This window comes from Psychroflexus salis, from assembly GCF_014640175.1.
GTDB lineage: Bacteria > Bacteroidota > Bacteroidia > Flavobacteriales > Flavobacteriaceae > Psychroflexus > Psychroflexus salis.
On the sequence record NZ_BMGL01000006.1, the window covers coordinates 1 to 18,686 of the forward strand.

Here is an 18,686-nt window from a genome sequence, read left to right on the forward strand (position 1 = left end):
GCCATCAACAACATTTACTTTCGAATATTCACCAGCCCATCCTGCAGTAGTAATATTCTGTGCTGTCTCGCCATCTGCTAATGCTGGATTAGGAGTAAATGTAGACCCAGGCCATTGTCCAAACTGATCTACCAAACATCCAGGTTCTGATAAAGACTCTTGACTAAAGTAAATATTGTCTACATAAACATCGAACGGAGTAGTGTTGGCAGAACCATCACCATTAAATTGTCCATCGAATTTTAATTGAAAAACTGAATCCCAAGTCATTCCTCCAAAATCAGCTTTAGGCAAAGCAACGCTATTCCAAGAACCAGGTGTTAAAGGAATTTCAACCAAAACTTCTGTTGGTCCTGTTCCATTGTTAATTGGAGTTACTTTTACTTGACGGTCTGTACCATCTGCAACCCAAATATCTACATGTAAAAAATCCATGGCTGATAAATCTAAATTTGAGCCAATATCTGTACCTTGGTAAGTAAAGTTTGGATAAGCTAAAACAAAATCGGTTCCGCTTCCAGTTGGATCAAAAGTAGTGTTTACCAATGTGTGGCCTGGTTGACCCCAGTTTGGATCGTAATTAGCAACAGCTTCATCTGTGTAAGCATCTGAATAAAAAGACACTACATCTGCAGCTTCTGCTGTTGGAGTTGGTGCTGATGTAGTTGGGTTTATAACTACATCCTCATTAACTAAATTTCCTGTCGCGCTCCCTACATCTGAGTTAAGGTTTTGTGCAAAAAAATCTGAAAATCCAAAGACAGATAACACAATGCATGTTAAATACCGAATTGAATTTTTTTTAAGTAAATAATTCTTCATGTTAATTATTTTAATTGTTCAGCGTAAATTTATACTAAATTAACTTAACATGTAAAGAATTATTAAAAAAAATATACAATCAATAAAATAATTAGTATTAACAAGTATGTAGAGATATCAAATTTATTATTATTAAGAAACCAAATTATATAAAAAGCTTCTTACTTCTTTAGGTGAGTTTACATAGTATTTTGCTTTAGTTTTGTTGAGTCCTACTTTTAAACTGATTGTTTTTTCTGGTAAATCTTCGAACATAAATTCATCAGTCCAATCATCTCCTAAGGCAAAAACATGGTCATATTTTTTTTCATTGTAAATTAATGAGCTAGCCCGACCTTTACTTACTTTACTACTTTTTAATTCAATAACTTTATTTCCTTCTAATAAGGTTAAATCGGTATTCGAAATAAAGCTTGTTAAAACGGTTTTAATTTCAACTAATCGGCGCTGTGCAAGTTCTGGGTCTGCTTTTCTATAATGCCAAGCTACAGAAAACTTTTTCTCTTCTAAAATAGTTCCTGGTGTATTATCTACAAATTTTTCAATTACAGGAATTACATTTTCTTTCCAATCTGTTTTTAAAGTTTCAAGATTTTTCCATTCTTTTCCTTTTGGTAAATAAGAAACACCGTGATCTGACACTAAGCTAACGGGCAAATCGCCTAACCAAGTATTTAATGTTTTTTTATCTCTTCCACTTATAATAACTATATCTGTATAGGGTTGTTCTGTAAGTTGTACAATAAGCTGTTTAAGTTCTTCATCGGGTATAGCATCTTGTGGATTTTTCTGAAAGCTAACTAAAGTACCATCGTAATCTAGAAACAAAACTTTACTTTCCTTACTTTGCATTATATTTTTGAACTCATTGGTTTTTTGACTAGTAATAGCCTGCGCATCAATAACATCAGCTAAATTCTGTTTTACGTTTTTCAAAGAATTTATAAATTCTCCTGCCCATTTTTCTACACTGTAGCGAGAAACACGTTTCTGCAAAGCTTTCATTCTACGTTTTTGCTCTTCTTTTGGCATTTCTACAGCTTGCTTTATCGTGTTGGCTATTTCACCAAAATTATAAGGATTTATTAGCAAGGCATCATCTAATTCTTTTGATGCTCCTGTCATTTCACTTAAAACCAAAACACCATCTTCTTTTGTTCGCGTGGCAATATATTCTTTAGCCACCAAATTCATTCCGTCGCGAACAGGTGTAATTAAAGCCACATCGGAAGATGTATACAAATCGATTAAATTTTCGAATGGCATGGTTCTGTAAAAATACCAAATAGGCGTCCAACTTACTGTGGAGAATTCTCCGTTGACTCTCCCCACCAACTCATCGGTTTCTTTTTTTAATAATTGATATTGTGGCACTTCAGAACGGGATGGAACTGCTAGCATTATCAATCGGATTTTCTCTTTAAATTGTGGATATTTTTTTAAGAAAAATTCAAATGCCCTAATTCTATTAGGTATTCCTTTGGTATAATCTAAGCGATCTATGGAGAGAATCATTTTTACACCAGCTTCTTCCTTTAGATGCTGATCTAATCTTTTTTGAATTTCAGATTTTTCAACTTCTGTTTGTTTTTGATGCTGTAAAGCTGCATTTTTAAATTTATCGTAATCAATTCCCATAGGAAAAGAGTCTACCTTTATTATTCGATTTCCATAAGAAATTTCATTAAAGTTAACTTCTAAACTTAAAATTCGTTTAACTGAACTCAAAAAATGACGTTCGTAATCGTAGGTATGAAAACCGAGTAAATCTGCCCCTAGCATCCCTTCTAGAATTTCTTTACGCGCAGGAAATGTTCTAAAAATTTCATAAGAAGGAAAAGGAATATGCAAAAAGAATCCGATAGATACATTAGGATTTTTTTCTTTCACCATAGCAGGTAAAAGCAACAATTGATAGTCATGTATCCAAATGGTATCGCCTTCTTCAGCTTGAGCAATCACTACCTCAGCAAATTTTTTATTCACCTCAACATAACTTTCCCAATATCCTTTATCAAATTCGGTATACTCTAAAAAATAATGGAACAAAGGCCACAATGTACGATTACTAAATCCGTAATAATAATTATCTAAATCATTTTCATTTAATTTAACCGCAATACATTGCTCCTTTTCTATAGCTTGATTAACTTTTGTTTCAATTTCTAATGTTAAATCTTCATCTTTAACGCCAGACCAACCAATCCAAATTCCATTGCTATCGCGATGTACCGATTTCATTCCTGTTGCTAAACCACCAACACTAGGCTTTGCAGTAACTTTTCCACTTTCGTTTACTTGAACTTGTAAAGGCAATCTATTTGAAACAATTATTGTTTTATTCATAATAAAAATGGATTTTTTATGTATTATTTTCTATACTTTAGCCAAATGTATAATTTTATTATCGAAAAAACCGAATTACATGAATAATCTTAATTATGGAATTATAGGCAATTGTAGAACGGCTGCATTAATCTCTGAAACTGGCTCTTTAGATTGGTTTTGTTTACCCGAATTCGACTCTGCATCGGTATTTGCCAAGCTTTTAGATGAAGAAAAAGGTGGACAATTTTCTTTCGAAGTCGATTCATCGTACAGCATAAGTCAAAAATACCATGAAAACACCTGTATATTGGTAACTACATTTGCTTCAACTGAAGCATCTTTTGAAATAATTGACTTTTTACCTCGTTATCAAAAAGAAAATCAAAAATACCACTCGCCACCAGAAATTATTCGATTGATAAATATTTTGAAAGGTGAACCTACACTGAGCATCAACTACACCCCAAAATTAGAATATGCTTTTGGTGAAACGAAGACCTATTTAAAGAATAACTTTATTGTGAGTTTAACCGAAGAAGAAAAATTCGATTCGCTTTTTTTATATACTAATTTAGATAAAGAAAAAGTAATACAAGGGAGTAAAATTAAGCTCACACAAAACACTTTTTTCTTATTGAGTTACAATGAAAAAATTGAGTTACCTAATTTGGAAAGTCTACAATTAGAATTGGATCGCACAAAAGTGTATTGGTACAATTGGATAGAAAAAACACCCCAATTTTCTTACTACAACTCAGAAATTAGAAGAAGCGCCATGACCTTGAAGCTTTTGAGTTACGAAAAGTCAGGGGCTATTTTAGCAGCGGCCACCACATCCTTACCCGAAACCATTGGCGAAGTGCGCAATTGGGATTACCGTTTTTGCTGGATTCGCGATGCTTCTATGGTAGTTAAAGTAGTTTCGCAACTCGGACATAAACGCATGGCTAAAAATTTCTTAGACTTTATTGTAGACTTAGTACCAGACAAAGATGAGAAGTTGCAAATTATGTATGGTATAAATAAAGAAAAGGAACTTACCGAAAAACAACTTACCCATTTAAGTGGCTACAAAAATTCTAAACCTGTTCGAATCGGAAATGCGGCTTATGCGCAAAAACAAAACGACATTTACGGTATTTTAATGGATGTAATTTACCAAGAATTTGTCAACTTAAATCAGGAGTTAGAAAATATAGAAGAACTCTGGAACATTACGAAAGGAATCGCTTGGGTAGTTGGCAAACACTGGCAAGAACCCGATAAAGGCATTTGGGAATTTAGAACCGAAGATAGGCATTTTACCTTTTCAAAAGTTTTATGCTGGGTCGCTATAGATCGAGCTATAAAAGTTTCAAAAATTCTAAACAAAGAATCTAAGCTAGAAAGATGGAGTAAATTAGAACAAGAAATAAAAACAGACATTTTAACCCATGCTTGGAACGATAAAAAACAAGCTTTTACCCAATCGTATTTTTCAAGCGATTTAGATGCATCAGTATTATTAATGCAAACCTATGGTTTTATTGAACCTAAAGACCCCAAATTTGTAAGTACAGTAAAAGCCATCGGAAACGAATTGATGAACGACGGACTTTTATACCGCTATAAAAATCAAGACGATTTTGGTTTGCCAAGTTCATCCTTTACCATTTGTACCTTTTGGTACATCAATAGCTTATTTAAAATTGGTGAAGAAACCGAAGCCAAAAAGCAATTCGATAAGCTGCTCTCCTACTCCAACCACTTGGGTTTATTTAGTGAAGACATCGATTTTAAAACCAAGCGATTACTCGGAAACTTTCCACAAGCTTATTCGCATTTGGCTTTAATTGAAACAGCAATGAATTTTGATAAAGGATTGCTGGTTTAGGATTGTTGATTATTGATTTGAGATTGCTGATTTGGGATTGTTGATTTGGGATTGCTAATTTAGGATTTGGAAATTTTGATTACTGATTTGCTGTTCTCGCTTTGCGAAGATTGAATCTTGACTGATCCTGTTTTAAGTCAACGAAAATTGTAATTGGTTAAGCCTGAAAATGAATTTTAAAAACTAATATTAAAAATTTTCTACTTAAATTCGATTTATGGAAATTGATGAATACAGAACCTACTGCCTAAGCAAAGCTCAAACCACAGAAAGCTTTCCGTTCGATGAAGATGTTTTGGTTTTTAAAGTAGCTGGTAAAATGTACGCCCTCGCTTCGCTTAAAAAATGGGAAGCTGGCGAGCACAGAATCAATTTAAAATGCAACCCAGATGAAGCAATTCAACTTAGAGAAAAATATCCAGACGAAGTTTTCCCGGGCTACCATATGGATAAAAAACATTGGAATACTGTGGTGGTGAATGGACCTAACTTATCGCTTCAACAAATTCAAAATTTTATAGATCAGAGCTATGATTTAGTGGTGAGCAAATTGCCGAAAAAGAAGCGAGAAGAAATTCAATTAAAATAAAGATAAATATATGCATACGCTAACTAAGTTTTATCTTTACACATTCAATTTCAACTTATGTCTAATTACATAGATGTTATCTTACCGCTTCCCTTAAAACAACTATTTACTTATGAAGTAAACGATGAAGAAGTAGATAAAATTGAATTAGGTATGCGCTTAGCGGTTCCTTTCGGAAAATCGAAAGTTTACACGGGCTTAGCCATACAACTGCACAAACAAAAACCACTACACTACGAAACTAAACCCGTCGAGCAAATTTTAGATGAAGCGCCTTTGGTTACCAAAAATCAAATGCGTTTTTGGAAATGGATTGCCGACTATTATATGTGTAGTTTGGGCGAAGTAATGAAAACAGCCTTACCAAGCGCTTTTTTATTAGAAAGCGAAACCGTAATAGAATGGAATAAAGAAACTGAAATTAAGGCTGAAGCTTTAGACGATGAAGAGTTTTTGTTATATGAAGCACTTCAAAAACAAAATGTGCTAAAGATTCATGAAGTCATGCAAATTTTAGATAAAAAAACGGTTTTGCCTATGGTAAAACGCATGGCTGAAAAAGGAATTTTAATTTTAAACCAAGAATTAAATATTAAATATAAACCCAAACTTAAAAAATATATTCGCTTAACTGAAGCCAATTCAACTGAACAAAAACTACCCGATTTATTGAACACATTAAGTTCTTCTCCGAAGCAAAAAGAAGCCTTATTAAAGTACTTTAATTTTTCAGCTAAAACAAAAAAACCTATTACGAGTAATGATTTAAGCGAAAAAGCAGGGGTTTCAACATCGGTAGTAAAAGCTTTAATTAAGAAAGATATTTTTGAAGAATACCTCATCAAGCAAGACCGTATTGACTTTGCAGTTGCAAAAACAAGAGCATCTTTTCAACTTTCGGAAGCGCAGCAGGATGCAATGCAACAAATTGAAGAAGGTTTTGAAAACAGAGAAGTTTGCTTATTGCATGGTGTAACTTCTTCTGGCAAAACAGAAATCTATATTCAGTTAATCGAAAAAATGCTTCAACAAGAAAAGCAAGTTCTTTTTTTACTACCCGAAATTGCATTAACTACGCAACTCATTAAACGCTTGCAAGCCTTCTTTGGAGATGAAGTTTTGGTTTTTCACAGTAAATATTCACAAAATGAACGCGTTGAAGTGTACCGACATGTACTGCAGCAAAGCAAGGGTAAAATTGTAATTGGTGCACGTTCTTCTTTGTTTTTACCTTTTAAAAATTTAGGATTAATTATTGTAGACGAAGCCCACGAAGTAAGTTTTAAACAATTTGACCCAGCACCACGTTATCACGCACGAGATGCAGCCATTGTTTTGGCTCATTTTTTTAAGGCAAAAACCTTGTTAGGGAGTGCAACTCCTAGTTTAGAAAGTCTGGCTAATGTAAAAGACCAAAAATACGCTTATGTTCGATTAAATAAACGCTTTGGTAATGTAATGCCTCCTAAAATTGAGTTGGTCGATTTAAAAGAATTAGGCAGAAAAAAACAAGTGAAAGGGCATTTTTCAAAACCACTTTTACAAGCTTTAGAAACCTGTATTGAAAATGGAAAGCAGGCCATATTATTTCAAAATCGTCGTGGATTTTCGCCTATATTAGAATGTAAAACCTGCGGACATTCTCCACAATGCCCAAGTTGCGATGTAAGTTTAACCTACCACAAACATAATAACTCATTACGCTGCCATTACTGCGGCTACAGCATGGCGATGCAAACCAAATGTTTGGCCTGTAGCAGTCCAGACATTTCTACTAAGGGTTTTGGCACCGAACAAGTCGAAACCGAATTACAAGAATTGTATCCTGATTGGCGCATACAACGCATGGATCATGATACCACAAGAAGAAAATATGCATACGATAGAATTATCTCCTCTTTCGAAAATCATGAAGTAGATGTGTTAATCGGTACACAAATGCTAACTAAAGGACTCGATTTTAGAAATGTAGATTTAGTAGGTGTAATGAATGCTGATAGCTTACTCAATTTTCCAGATTTTAGAGCTTTTGAGCGTTGTTTTCAGTTACTTGTCCAAGTAGCAGGTCGAGCAGGCAGAACCGAAAATCAGGGATCTGTATTAATACAAACCTATAATCCGTATCACCAAATTTTGCAACAAGTTACTACCAACGACTTTAAAAGTATGTTTAAAGAACAATTGTACGAACGCAAAAATCATGCATATCCGCCGTTTTATAGATTGGTAAAATTTACCTTAAAAGGAAGGGATTATAACCGTGTAAACGAAGCATCAGATTGGTTGGCAACCTATTTAAAACAAAGTTTTGGAAAACAAGTTTTAGGCCCTGAATTTCCTGCAGTATCAAGAATTAAAAATAAATATCATAAAAATATTCAATTAAAAATTGCTGCAAATCAATCCATAATCAAATCTAAAAAAATTATACAAAAAGTATTAAGTAGTTTTGAAGCTGTTGGTCAATTTAGAAGTATTAGAGTAGTTGTAAATGTAGATCCCTATTAAATTTCCTGTAACTGACGTATTTAATAAATAATTAAAAGTTAAATATATAAATTTCTCTTATAGTTTTTTATTTTTGTATCAAACTTTTGAATTATGACCATTACGCAACTACATTATGTTTTAGCAGTAGCTGAATATAAAAATTTCACCAAAGCAGCAGAAAAGATTTTTGTAACGCAACCTACCCTGAGTATGCAGGTACAAAAATTAGAAGAAGAGTTAGGAGTAAAGATTTTTGACCGATCTAAAAAACCCATTTTACTTACTCAAGTTGGTAAAAACATAGTTCAACAAGCAAAAAATATAGTTAACGAAAGTAATCGCATTAAAGATATTGTAGACCAGCAAAAAGGCTTTATTGGTGGCGAATTTAAGTTAGGAATTATTCCTACAATTATGCCTACTTTGCTTCCTATGTTTCTAAAAAACTTTGTAAACAAATACCCTAAAGTAAATTTAAAAATTGAAGAAATGACAACGCAAGCCATCATAAATGCCTTGCGAGATGGACATATTGATGCAGCTATTGCAGCCACTCCCTTAGACGAAGATGATATTTTTGAAAAACCATTATACTACGAACCTTTTGTAGGGTTTATTCCGCAATCGCATCCGCTGTTTAAAAAGAAAAAAATTACACCAGAAGATTTAGACCCAGACGAATTGCTGCTGTTAGAAGACGGACACTGTTTTAAAAATAATATTTTAAACATTTGTAAAAGCAATAAATTACTGCAAAATGATTCTTTTAATTTAGAAAGTGGAAGTTTCGAAACTTTAATTAAATTAACCAATGAAGGTATGGGTATGACGCTTCTACCCTATTTACACACCTTAGATTTGTCTGAAAAACACCAACAAAATCTCCGAATTTTTGAAGCACCTAACCCAGCTAGAGAAGTAAGTTTAATTCATCATAAAAGTGAATTAAAAATGCAAATTATCGATAAATTACACGAAGTAATTAGTGGAGTTGTTCGTGGAGCTATTGCTTTTCAAAATGTAAAAATTGTGAGCCCAAAAACCAATTAATTAGTTTTTTATGCATCTAACAGAAGCTCCACCAGCTTGTGTGTGACTGGTTACTTGTGCAGAATTTTGGTTAATTCCCATATCAAAAGCGTTTGTATTGTTGCTCTCTGAAGACCAATAATAGCCAAACAAAGCTTCAGATGCAACCACAGCGTTAGTATGACCACGATAACCTGGCATAGTTAACTTTAAAACACTTTGCAATGCTCCATCTGCATTTTGAGAATTCCAAGAATTAATTTCTTCAGCAAATTCATCTGGCGTAGGCAACCTAAAACCACATGGACATGGATTATTAGGCGAATCGATATGCTGCCATACTTGATCATTTCCAGACGTATTCCAAACTAGCATTCCCATAATAAAATCTCCGTGTTCTGGCTGTATTACTTGAGCTTGTTGGTCAGTTGTATTTGCATCTCTTTTTTGATGTCCATCAGCTCTTCTTCCCCATTGATACAAATCGCCATAGGCGCGATTATCGTTCCTTGAAACCGCACTTCGCTCAGCTCCTAAATTTCGATCCATCCATGTTCTTCCGGTTATTGGATTGGTCACTTCAATTACTTCTGTTAACTGGTCCATTCCAACGGAATCAGTTTCAAATACAAGACTATTTCCTTCGATTGCTCTATTGTTTAAATTGGCGAAAATCTTGGCTTGATAGGTGGTTTCCATGCTTAAATTGCAAAGTGAATTAATTTCGTCTGCAGCTACATCAAACCAGATTTCTTCTCCTTCTACAGTAGACAACTTTAATTGAAAAATTGCATCGTTGTTTGCCGATTCTATTTTGGCAAACGCTCTTGTTTGGCTAATGGAATATATTTCTGTTAATTGAAACTCAATAGCAGGTTCATTATTTAATGCATCATCATCAGAATTGCAGGAAATGAAAATTAAACAGCAAATAGATACAACAAAACTGTGTATTATAAATTTTAATTTAGGTTTAAGCAAAGCAATTGTTTTTTATGAACTGCTAATTTACATTAAAAATTTTGAGTAAAGTGAACATCATATAACTGCAAGCCAGAAGCCGGTGCTATATATTCTAATTTTATTTTTTTACTACCATCTAAGCTTTGCTTTACAAAATTTAAATCGATTTTCCCTTTTCCTAAATTAATTAGTACTCCCATCATTAATCGTATTTGATTTCTTTTAAAACCTGAAGATTTTACGCGCAATACATAGGATTTTTCAGGAAAAAAATTTGCTGTATAGATCGTATTTGGTTCAATTCTACAATACGTAATATTTCCCAAAGTTTGAGTCGTGGGTTTGGGTCGAAAAGCATAGGAATAAAAATCGTGTTCACCTTCAAATAATCGGGCGGCTTCTTGCATTAATTCCAAATTTAAATCATCTTGAATTAAGGTTATGAATGGCGCACAGAATGGATGAATTTTTTCTGGGAAAGTAAAAAAATAAAGGTACTCTTTTTGTTTAGGATGTTGAATTATGTTGAATTTTTCGTCTATTTTTTTAATTGAAACGGCTCTTATGTCGCTTGGCAAATTATAATTAAATAATTCAAAAAAATCTTGAGGTAAATCAGCTTCATACACAAACAACTCTACGTAAGTTTTATGTACAGAAACCATGGCGTCTGTTCGCCCAGCTGCAATAACTTTGGTCCTGATGTTTGGTAATACAAAACCTAAAGTTTTTTGAATTTGGTTTTCTACTGTTTTTACTTTGGGTTGTTTTTGCCATCCATGATAGCGAAAGCCAAGGTATTGTAATTCGATTAAATAATAATTCATTAAGCGTTTCATAACCTAAACATTTAAGATGCAAGCTACGTTTTTTACAAAAAATGATCCTACTAAAATTTGGCTAAATTTTAAAGATAAGTTGGACTTAAGCAATGTAATTTTGACCAAAAAAATGAAACTTACTTTACAAATTGCAGCTATCTATAATTTACTTTGGGGAGCTTGGGTAGTTTTGTTCCCAACTCATTTTTTTGAATTAGTAGGTATGGAAATCCCAAACCAATTACTTATTTGGCAAGGCATGGGGATGGTAATTGGCGTCTACGGCTTAGGATATTGGTGGGCTTCTTATTCACCTTTACAACATTGGCCCATAGTTGCCGTTGGGTTTTTAGGGAAAATATTTGGACCCATAGGTTTTGTAATGAATTACGTACAAGATTTAGTTCCTTTTGAGTTTTTTTATACCTTAATAACTAACGATTTTATCTGGTGGATTCCTTTTGGTTACATTTTATGGAAAGTGCATACTGAATACCACTGGAAATTAAAGCATGATTAATTTTAATATCGAAGAAAAAAGCTTCAAATGGATTTGAAAATTTATTTAAACATAATCGATTTTGGATTAGTAGTTCTTATTTTTTTAGTTCAATTATGCATTTATCCTGCTTTTAAATACTTCAATAAGGAAGGTTTAAAAATTTGGCATCGCATTTACACACCTAATATAACTTACGTAGTTTTACCCCTAATGCTAAGTCAACTAAGTTTATCTGGGTATTTAGCTTTTTTTGAAGCTTCCCTTTTAAATGCTGTTCATTTCGGTTTAGTTGGATTAACATGGATTAGCACTTTTGTTTATTTTGTTCCGCTACATCAAAAAATAAATGCAGAAAAATATAATGCTACGTATTTGCATAACATTGAAAAAGCAAACTGGCTTCGGTTGGTTTTATGGACATTAATTTTTATAATTGGCTTGTTAAACACTAATCTTTTTCATCATTTAGTTATCTAATATAAACTGCATATAAGATTACTAGTCAAATGATTACAAATTTTACTTAGTATGAAACCAATAACACTATAAGAAAATATGATGCTAAAATTTGGAATATTGATATATTTTATGTATAATGTCAAACTGTAGTAGAACTATATAAAAAATTTATGAGACAGCTAAAAATTACCAAGCAGGTTACCAATAGAGAATCTAAGTCTTTAGACAAATATTTACAAGATATTAGTAAAGTAGATTTAATCACCGCCGAAGAAGAAGTAGAATTGGCGCAGCGAATTAGAGAAGGTGATCAAGTTGCTTTAGAAAAGTTAACCAATGCTAATTTACGATTTGTTGTTTCTGTTGCAAAGCAATACCAAAACCAAGGTCTAAAATTACCCGATTTAATAAACGAAGGAAATGTAGGTTTAGTAAAAGCAGCTAAGCGCTTTGATGAAACTCGCGGTTTTAAATTTATTTCGTACGCAGTATGGTGGATTAGACAATCTATTTTACAAGCACTTGCAGAACAATCGCGTGTAGTACGTTTACCACTTAATAAAATTGGCGTTATCAACAAAATTAACAAGATGTATTCGCATCTTGAGCAAGTTAATGAACGACCACCTTCTGCTTCCGAAATTGCAAAGGAATTAGAAATGAGTGAGTCGCAAGTAAAAGTGGCTTTAAAAAATTCAGGAAGACATTTATCTATGGATGCACCTTTTAAAGAAGGTGAAAACGATTCGAATTTATACGATGTTTTAAGTTCAGCAGAATCACCAAATCCAGACGACAAGCTAATGCAAGATTCGTTGAGCATCGAAATTAACCGTGCTTTAGATACACTCTCGCAACGTGAAGCCGATGTTATTCGTTTAAATTATGGAATTGGCAATCAGCCAGCCATGACACTCCAAGAAATTGGAGATACTTTTGATTTAAGCAGAGAACGTGTCCGCCAAATTAGAGAAAAAGGAATTAGACGCTTAAAGCATCAGTCTAAAAATAAAATGTTAAAAAAATATCTCGGATAGATTTTTGATTTGTTCCGATGAAAAAGCCTTTTGTTATTTAAACAAAAGGCTTTTTTGTGGAATCTTAGTAAGCAAAAAACTTATTTTAAGTCTGGTCGAGTCGGTCTTACTTCAACTTTACTCGGTAAAGTTCTTGGGTTAATTTTAAACAAATCTACTACCAATTCGCCAATATCTTCGGGTTGAATCTTCCATGCATCCGTCTCATCGGGTGTATTTCCATTAAAATGTGAAGCTACCGAACCAGGCATAATCGTCGAAACTTTAATTCCGTGTTCGCGTAAATCTAACATTACTGCCTGCGTAAATCCAGTGACACCAAACTTACTGGCGTTATAGGCCGAGCCTTTAGCAAAAAAGTTAGTTCCGGCTAAACTCGAAATCGTAATAAAATAACCTTGCGTCTTTTTTAAAGCTTCAACTGAAGATTTTATAGAATAGAAAACGCCTGTTAAATTTGTATCAATTACTTCATTCCATTGTTTATCGGTTAAGTCAATTATATTTTCATAATGTCCTAAACCTGCGTTGGCAATCATATAATTTAGTTTTCCGAATGTGTCTACACATTTTTTAACCGCTATTACTTGATCGGCTAAATTGCGAACATCTGCTTCAGCTCCTATAGCCTTTGCTGAAGTTGTTGAAGCTTCATTTAAAGATTTTGCAGCTTCATCTGCACTGCTTTGTGTTCGGCTAGTTATCAATACATTTACTCCTTGATTTAATAATTCTAAAGCAATTCCGTAACCAATTCCTTTGCTTCCACCAGTTACTATGGCTGCATTTCCATTTAATTCTTGCATAATTTAATTTTTGAATAAATGTACTGCTCAAACAAGAAATGAAACAGCGTTTAAAAAAGATTTAACCTTCAAATGGCTTAACTAAACTTATTGACTAATAAAAAGCAAAATCTAAGGCCTAAAGGTTTTAAAAACTGTTGGGGCTAATAGTGTGAAATTTTAAAATTCAATAGTTCATTAGGCATTAATAAATTTTAAGGCTTTTAATGGATAATTATGAATTTGAATAGCAACATCTTAATCAGTAAAGATTGAATAGGAAATTCATAAAAAAATTTGTATACTAGAGTTGTTTGATGAGATAATTAAAGATACGAAATATGACTATAATTGGAAATATTATTAAGGGTGTAATTAACTTAGGAAGTTCAATTTCTTCTAAGGCAAATCACGTTCAAAATCAAAAAGAAAGTTTGCGATTTTTACTTGAAAAAGCAAAAGAGACTGAGTTCGGAAAGCATTATCAATTTAGCAAAATTCTTCAAAAAAACTCTACTTATCATCATTTCAAAAAACGTATTCCTTATTTTAGTTACAACAAAATGCATACTGAATGGTGGCATAAACTTCACGAAGGAAAAGAAAATATTACTTGGCCAGGCAAACCAGAATATTTTGCATTAAGTTCGGGAACAACAGGAAAAACCAGTAAACGCATTCCTGTTACTGAAGCTATGGTAGAAGCCATTCGCAATGCAGGTATTAAGCAAATTTTAGCCATGAAAAACTTCAACTTACCAGCAGATTTTTTTGAAAAAGAAATTATGATGTTGGGAAGCTCGACTCACCTAGAACAAAACAATAATTATTTAGAAGGCGAAATTAGTGGAATTAGCGCAAGTAGAATTCCATTTTGGTTTCGTGGATTTTATAAACCTGGCGAAGAAATTGCCAAAATAGATAATTGGGATGAGCGCGTTCAAAAAATAGCTGAAAATGCAAAATCCTGGGATATTGGCGCTTTAAGCGGAATTCCTTCGTGGATGGAATTAATGATGCAAAAAGTAATCGATTACCATAATGTAAAACACATTCACGAAATTTGGCCAAATTTAAAAGTATATACTACTGGTGGTGTAGCTTTTAGTCCATATGAAAAAAGCTTTAAAAGATTAACGGGAAAACACGTTGAAGTAGTAGACACATATTTGGCTTCAGAAGGTTTTATTGCCTTACAAACCAGACCTGAAACCGATAGCATGCAATTGCTTACCGATAATGGAATATTTTTTGAATTTGTCCCATTTCAACCAGAACACATCGAACAAGATGGTTCGCTAAAAGCTGACGCACCTTGTATTGATATAGAGCATGTTCAATTAAACACCGATTATGTGTTATTAATAAGCACAGTAAGTGGTATTTGGCGTTACAGCATAGGCGATACTATTCAATTTACGAATATTGAAAAAGCCGAAATTAAAATTACTGGAAGAACAAAATTTTTCTTAAATACAGTTGGCTCCCAACTTTCAGTTCATAAAATGGACGATGCCATGCGAAAGCTAGAAAATGTATTTGATATAGAAATTTCAGAATATACCATTTGTGCAAAACGTGCAGAAGATGGCGAATTTTACCACTTTTGGTATTTGGGGGTATCGAATACGGAACTAGACAAAACTAAAATTGCTGAAAAATTAGATGAAGTATTAAAAGCAGCAAACAAAAACTATAAAGTGGCGAGAACCAAAGCGCTGCATGGTGTAAAAGTAAAATTAATTAAACCAAATGTCTTTTATAATTGGAATGCCAGAAACAAAAAGAAAGGCGGACAGGTTAAAATGGAACGAGTTATGAATGAAGATAAGTTTGCAGAATGGGAAGATTTTGTTTAAAATTAAATTATCGATTTTGAACAATTTGCATAATTTCTTCGGGAGATAAATAATATTTTTGAATGCGTCTTTTGTAATCTTGTTTAACATCAGCGTGATTCAAAATAAAATTTTTGGTCTTTAAAATGTAATCTTCCATTCCTTGAATTACAGCGTAAGTATCAGCTACACGTTCAGCTTCAACAATATGTTTATCGAATAATAAATATTTTATACCAAACCAGATTAAATTTAGTTTTCCTCGATGCTGGTAATCCATTACATGACCCAATTCATGCCCTAACCATCCAATTAAAACATCAGAAGGAATATTTTTTGTAGAAAATTCTTGATCTGATATTTTAAACTTTTTACTGATTAAAATAAAGTAAGAACGATTTTCTCTTGATTTTAAAAGACTCCAAAAACTCGGCTGAGCTTGCATTGTAGACTTTTTAATATCTTTTTTGAATTTAAATGTAATTGCTACGTTTTTAAGTTGTGGGTAATAACTTAAAGCCGTTTCTACTTCGCTTGATATTAAACTTGGATAAATATACTTTTGTGCCATAATAGTGATACTGAAATTAAATAGAAAATAAAATAGAATCCATTTTATAGGAAGCTTCAACAAATTAAATTGAATATGCTTAAACAACTTAGAAACCATATTTCAATGTAAAGTTTTGTAAACCATAATCCATTCAATTTATAAAACATTAAGAAAAAACGGCAGGTATTTTCAAGGCTTTTCTTTCCAAATTAAATCATGCGCTTTTAAATAATTAGGTAAAGTAGCAGAACCATAATAAGGAAAATATTGAGCTGATAAATAATTCTGTTGAATAGCAGCATCGTTTTTTAATAAGGATTTTGCTTCATCTAAATTGGTTGTACTTAAAATAAAAATCCCCCGTAAATCTGAATCATTTTCACCCACAGGACCAGCCACTACCAATTTTTCGTTTTCAACTAACCTATTTATATTTTTCATGTTCGAAGCAAAAGCTAAACTCCTGGTTTCAGTAGTATCTGTATTTTTGCCCGAATGTAATAATACCAAGGTATACATCTTCATTCCGTATGCATCTGCATCAAGCTCTTTGGCTAATTCTGAATTGTAATTTGGATTTGTTTTTTGTGCTGTTAATTGTATAGCAAAAAGAACTACCAAGGTAAAAACATAAACTTTTAAACTATTCATCGGTATACGTTTCGTTTAAAAATTGAATGCTATTTAGACAAATTTCTTTTAAAACAGAAAGTTCGATATCTTCTAAATATTTGATGTTTATACAAGATTTTCCCATTTTAAATTTACCTAATTTTTCTAGCAATTTTTTGTTTTCAGGTGTGTTGTGGTAGACATAAAGCGAAGTATAAGCTTTTCTGGGCGAATAGCCTAATTGAAACCAATCGCCTTCTCTACCACTTTTGTATTTATAATGATAATCGCCATATCCAATAATCACAGAACCCCAAAGTGTAGGTTCTTTTGAAGATACTTTTTTAAAAAAATGATTTAATTTAATACAATCTTGCTTTTGAGTATCGTTTTCTATTTGATTTAAAAAATCAGAAACAGATGCTTTTGTTGGTTGGGTTTTATTACTCATTGTATGTTTTAATTTATGTAGACGAACTTATTAAATTTAACCGATAAGTTGGATTTATAATTCTAACTTAACTTATTGTTCTTTTTTCTATTCCTTTGTTCTTTGTTTCAAGTTTTACATTTAACTAGAGTACCAAAACTAGCGTTTTCCAAAATCAATAACAGCTAAATTCTCAATTTTAGTTTGATTAATTTCAAATTGAAGCATAGTTCGTTTCTGGTGAAAACCATGAATACCAACAGCACCAGGGTTCATATGCAATAAACCTAATTCTTTATCATTCATAACTTTCAAGATATGTGAATGTCCGCTAATAAATAATTTTGGTGGATGGTGATAAATTTGCTTTTTAACTTTGGGTGAATATCGTTTAGGATAGCCGCCAATATGAGTAATCCACACATCAACACCTTCAACTACAAAACGTTGATTTTCGGGAAATTCATTTCGAATAGCATAACTATCAATATTACCATAAACAGCTCGTAAAGGTTTCCGTTCGCGAATAGCATCAGTAACGCTTAAATCGCCAATGTCTCCTGCATGCCAAACTTCATCGGCTTTTTCAACATATTTCAATATGTTATCATCTATATGCGAATGTGTATCGCTAAGCAATAATATTTTCATTCTTATATTTTCAACAAAAATAAGTAAACAGGTTAAGCTATATTATAATGTCAATAGTATATCTAGCTTTAAATTTAGATATTTGCGCAAAAATAGTTTATGCCTCAAGTAATCCTTATCACAGGTGCATCATCTGGAATTGGTAAAATCACAGCTGAATTTTTAGTCGAAAAAAATTTCAAAGTTTATGGTACTAGTAGAAATTCGAATATAGAAAGTCAAAATAAAGTCGAATTTATTCAACTTGATTTGAATGATTCGGTAAGCATTAAAAAAGCAGTAAATCAAATTATACAGAAGGAAGGCAAGCTGGATATTCTTATTAACAACGCTGGAGTTGGTATTACAGGACCTGTTGAAGAAACACCAATTGAAGCAGCAAAAGAACATTTCCAAACTAATTTTTTTGGAGTTATGGAGCTCACCCAAGAAGTTTTACATTATATGCAAAAGCAGCCTAATGGACAAATTATTAATATTACTTCAATTGCTGGCTATATGGGTTTGCCTTTTCGCGGGTATTATTCAGCAAGCAAATCGGCTTTAATTACCTTAACGGAAGCGCTGCGTTTGGAATTAAAAAATACTAAAATTAAAGTTTCATGCCTAGCACCTGGCGATTTTGCTACCAATATTGCTTCTGGTAGATTTACGGTAAAACCGAATCAGGAATCTACTTATTACAAAGCCTACGCAGAGTCTTTAAAACTAATGAACGCCCATGTAAATGAAGCTAACGACCCAATTGAAGTTGCAAAAACCATTTATACAATTATTCAAAAAGAACACCCTAAAGTAAATTATAAGGTAGGAAGCACATTACAGAAATTTTCTGTTTTTTTAAAAGGAATTTTACCGAATAAAGTTTTTGAAAAGATGTTAGCTAAGCATTATAAATTGTAAA

17 protein-coding genes and 1 pseudogene are annotated in these 18,686 nt (G+C 32.6%); 9 read left to right on the forward strand and 9 right to left on the reverse strand.

Annotation, left to right across the window (positions count from 1 at the left end):
- Both IEV63_RS05655 and IEV63_RS05660 read right to left on the reverse strand, forming a co-directional pair.
- Positions 1-822 (reverse strand): annotated as a pseudogene (locus IEV63_RS05655) (hypothetical protein); the annotation flags it as partial.
- A gap of 132 nt (positions 823-954) precedes the next feature.
- Positions 955-3,168 carry a bifunctional alpha,alpha-trehalose-phosphate synthase (UDP-forming)/trehalose-phosphatase gene (locus IEV63_RS05660; protein ID WP_188405825.1) on the reverse strand — a complete coding sequence of 738 codons (2,214 nt, stop codon included), beginning with the start codon at positions 3,166-3,168 and terminating at the stop codon, positions 955-957.
- A 79-nt stretch (positions 3,169-3,247) separates the two neighbouring features.
- On the opposite strand from IEV63_RS05660, the gene IEV63_RS05665 reads away from it, so the two are divergent.
- From IEV63_RS05665 to IEV63_RS05680, 4 genes are all read left to right on the forward strand, one after another.
- Positions 3,248-5,023 (forward strand): glycoside hydrolase family 15 protein, encoded by a 1,776-nt coding sequence (locus IEV63_RS05665; protein WP_188405826.1) that lies wholly within the window; start codon positions 3,248-3,250, stop codon positions 5,021-5,023.
- A 217-nt stretch (positions 5,024-5,240) separates the two neighbouring features.
- Positions 5,241-5,612: an MmcQ/YjbR family DNA-binding protein gene (locus tag IEV63_RS05670; protein ID WP_188405827.1), complete on the forward strand. Its 372-nt coding sequence runs from the start codon at positions 5,241-5,243 to the stop codon at positions 5,610-5,612.
- 57 nt (positions 5,613-5,669) lie between these two features.
- Positions 5,670-8,120: a replication restart helicase PriA gene (gene priA, locus IEV63_RS05675; RefSeq protein WP_188405828.1), complete on the forward strand. Its 2,451-nt coding sequence runs from the start codon at positions 5,670-5,672 to the stop codon at positions 8,118-8,120.
- A 93-nt stretch (positions 8,121-8,213) separates the two neighbouring features.
- Complete coding sequence (locus IEV63_RS05680) at positions 8,214-9,152, forward strand: LysR family transcriptional regulator (RefSeq protein WP_188405829.1); 939 nt, start codon at positions 8,214-8,216, stop codon at positions 9,150-9,152.
- Here the strand turns inward: IEV63_RS05680 and IEV63_RS05685 are convergent, their stop codons facing one another.
- Positions 9,153-10,112 (reverse strand): fibrobacter succinogenes major paralogous domain-containing protein, encoded by a 960-nt coding sequence (locus IEV63_RS05685; protein WP_188405830.1) that lies wholly within the window; start codon positions 10,110-10,112, stop codon positions 9,153-9,155.
- 32 nt (positions 10,113-10,144) lie between these two features.
- Positions 10,145-10,933 (reverse strand): tRNA pseudouridine synthase A, encoded by a 789-nt coding sequence (locus tag IEV63_RS05690; protein ID WP_188405831.1) that lies wholly within the window; start codon positions 10,931-10,933, stop codon positions 10,145-10,147.
- Between the two features lie 16 nt (positions 10,934-10,949).
- On the opposite strand from IEV63_RS05690, the gene IEV63_RS05695 reads away from it, so the two are divergent.
- The 3 genes from IEV63_RS05695 to IEV63_RS05705 all read left to right on the forward strand — a co-directional run bounded on the left by IEV63_RS05695 (position 10,950) and on the right by IEV63_RS05705 (position 12,913).
- A complete protein-coding gene (locus IEV63_RS05695; protein WP_229737190.1) occupies positions 10,950-11,435 on the forward strand; it encodes an alkyl hydroperoxide reductase in 486 nt (161 codons plus the stop codon).
- Positions 11,436-11,462: 27 nt separating this feature from the next.
- Positions 11,463-11,894 (forward strand): hypothetical protein, encoded by a 432-nt coding sequence (locus IEV63_RS05700; protein WP_188405832.1) that lies wholly within the window; start codon positions 11,463-11,465, stop codon positions 11,892-11,894.
- Between the two features lie 152 nt (positions 11,895-12,046).
- Positions 12,047-12,913 (forward strand): sigma-70 family RNA polymerase sigma factor, encoded by an 867-nt coding sequence (locus IEV63_RS05705; RefSeq protein WP_188405833.1) that lies wholly within the window; start codon positions 12,047-12,049, stop codon positions 12,911-12,913.
- 80 nt (positions 12,914-12,993) lie between these two features.
- Here the strand turns inward: IEV63_RS05705 and IEV63_RS05710 are convergent, their stop codons facing one another.
- Positions 12,994-13,719 (reverse strand): SDR family oxidoreductase, encoded by a 726-nt coding sequence (locus IEV63_RS05710; RefSeq protein ID WP_188405834.1) that lies wholly within the window; start codon positions 13,717-13,719, stop codon positions 12,994-12,996.
- 320 nt (positions 13,720-14,039) lie between these two features.
- Between IEV63_RS05710 and IEV63_RS05715 the strand changes: the two genes are divergently transcribed.
- A complete protein-coding gene (locus IEV63_RS05715) occupies positions 14,040-15,557 on the forward strand; it encodes a GH3 family acyl-acid amido synthetase (protein ID WP_188405835.1) in 1,518 nt (505 codons plus the stop codon).
- A gap of 7 nt (positions 15,558-15,564) precedes the next feature.
- Here the strand turns inward: IEV63_RS05715 and IEV63_RS05720 are convergent, their stop codons facing one another.
- From IEV63_RS05720 to IEV63_RS05735, 4 genes are all read right to left on the reverse strand, one after another.
- On the reverse strand, positions 15,565-16,107 hold the full coding sequence (locus IEV63_RS05720) for a hypothetical protein (protein WP_188405836.1): 543 nt from the start codon (positions 16,105-16,107) through the stop codon (positions 15,565-15,567).
- A 171-nt stretch (positions 16,108-16,278) separates the two neighbouring features.
- Positions 16,279-16,740, reverse strand: a complete 462-nt coding sequence (locus tag IEV63_RS05725) for a YciI family protein (RefSeq protein ID WP_229737191.1) — start codon at positions 16,738-16,740, stop codon at positions 16,279-16,281.
- Complete coding sequence (locus tag IEV63_RS05730; RefSeq protein ID WP_188405837.1) at positions 16,733-17,152, reverse strand: DUF1801 domain-containing protein; 420 nt, start codon at positions 17,150-17,152, stop codon at positions 16,733-16,735. The genes IEV63_RS05725 and IEV63_RS05730 overlap by 8 nt, the downstream gene beginning before the upstream one ends.
- 138 nt (positions 17,153-17,290) lie before the next feature.
- Positions 17,291-17,782 carry a metallophosphoesterase family protein gene (locus IEV63_RS05735; RefSeq protein WP_188405838.1) on the reverse strand — a complete coding sequence of 164 codons (492 nt, stop codon included), beginning with the start codon at positions 17,780-17,782 and terminating at the stop codon, positions 17,291-17,293.
- A gap of 99 nt (positions 17,783-17,881) precedes the next feature.
- On the opposite strand from IEV63_RS05735, the gene IEV63_RS05740 reads away from it, so the two are divergent.
- The gene (locus IEV63_RS05740; RefSeq protein ID WP_188405839.1) at positions 17,882-18,685 is read left to right on the forward strand and encodes an SDR family oxidoreductase; all 804 of its coding nucleotides are present in this window, start codon (positions 17,882-17,884) and stop codon (positions 18,683-18,685) included.
- Position 18,686: the final 1 nt, after the last annotated feature.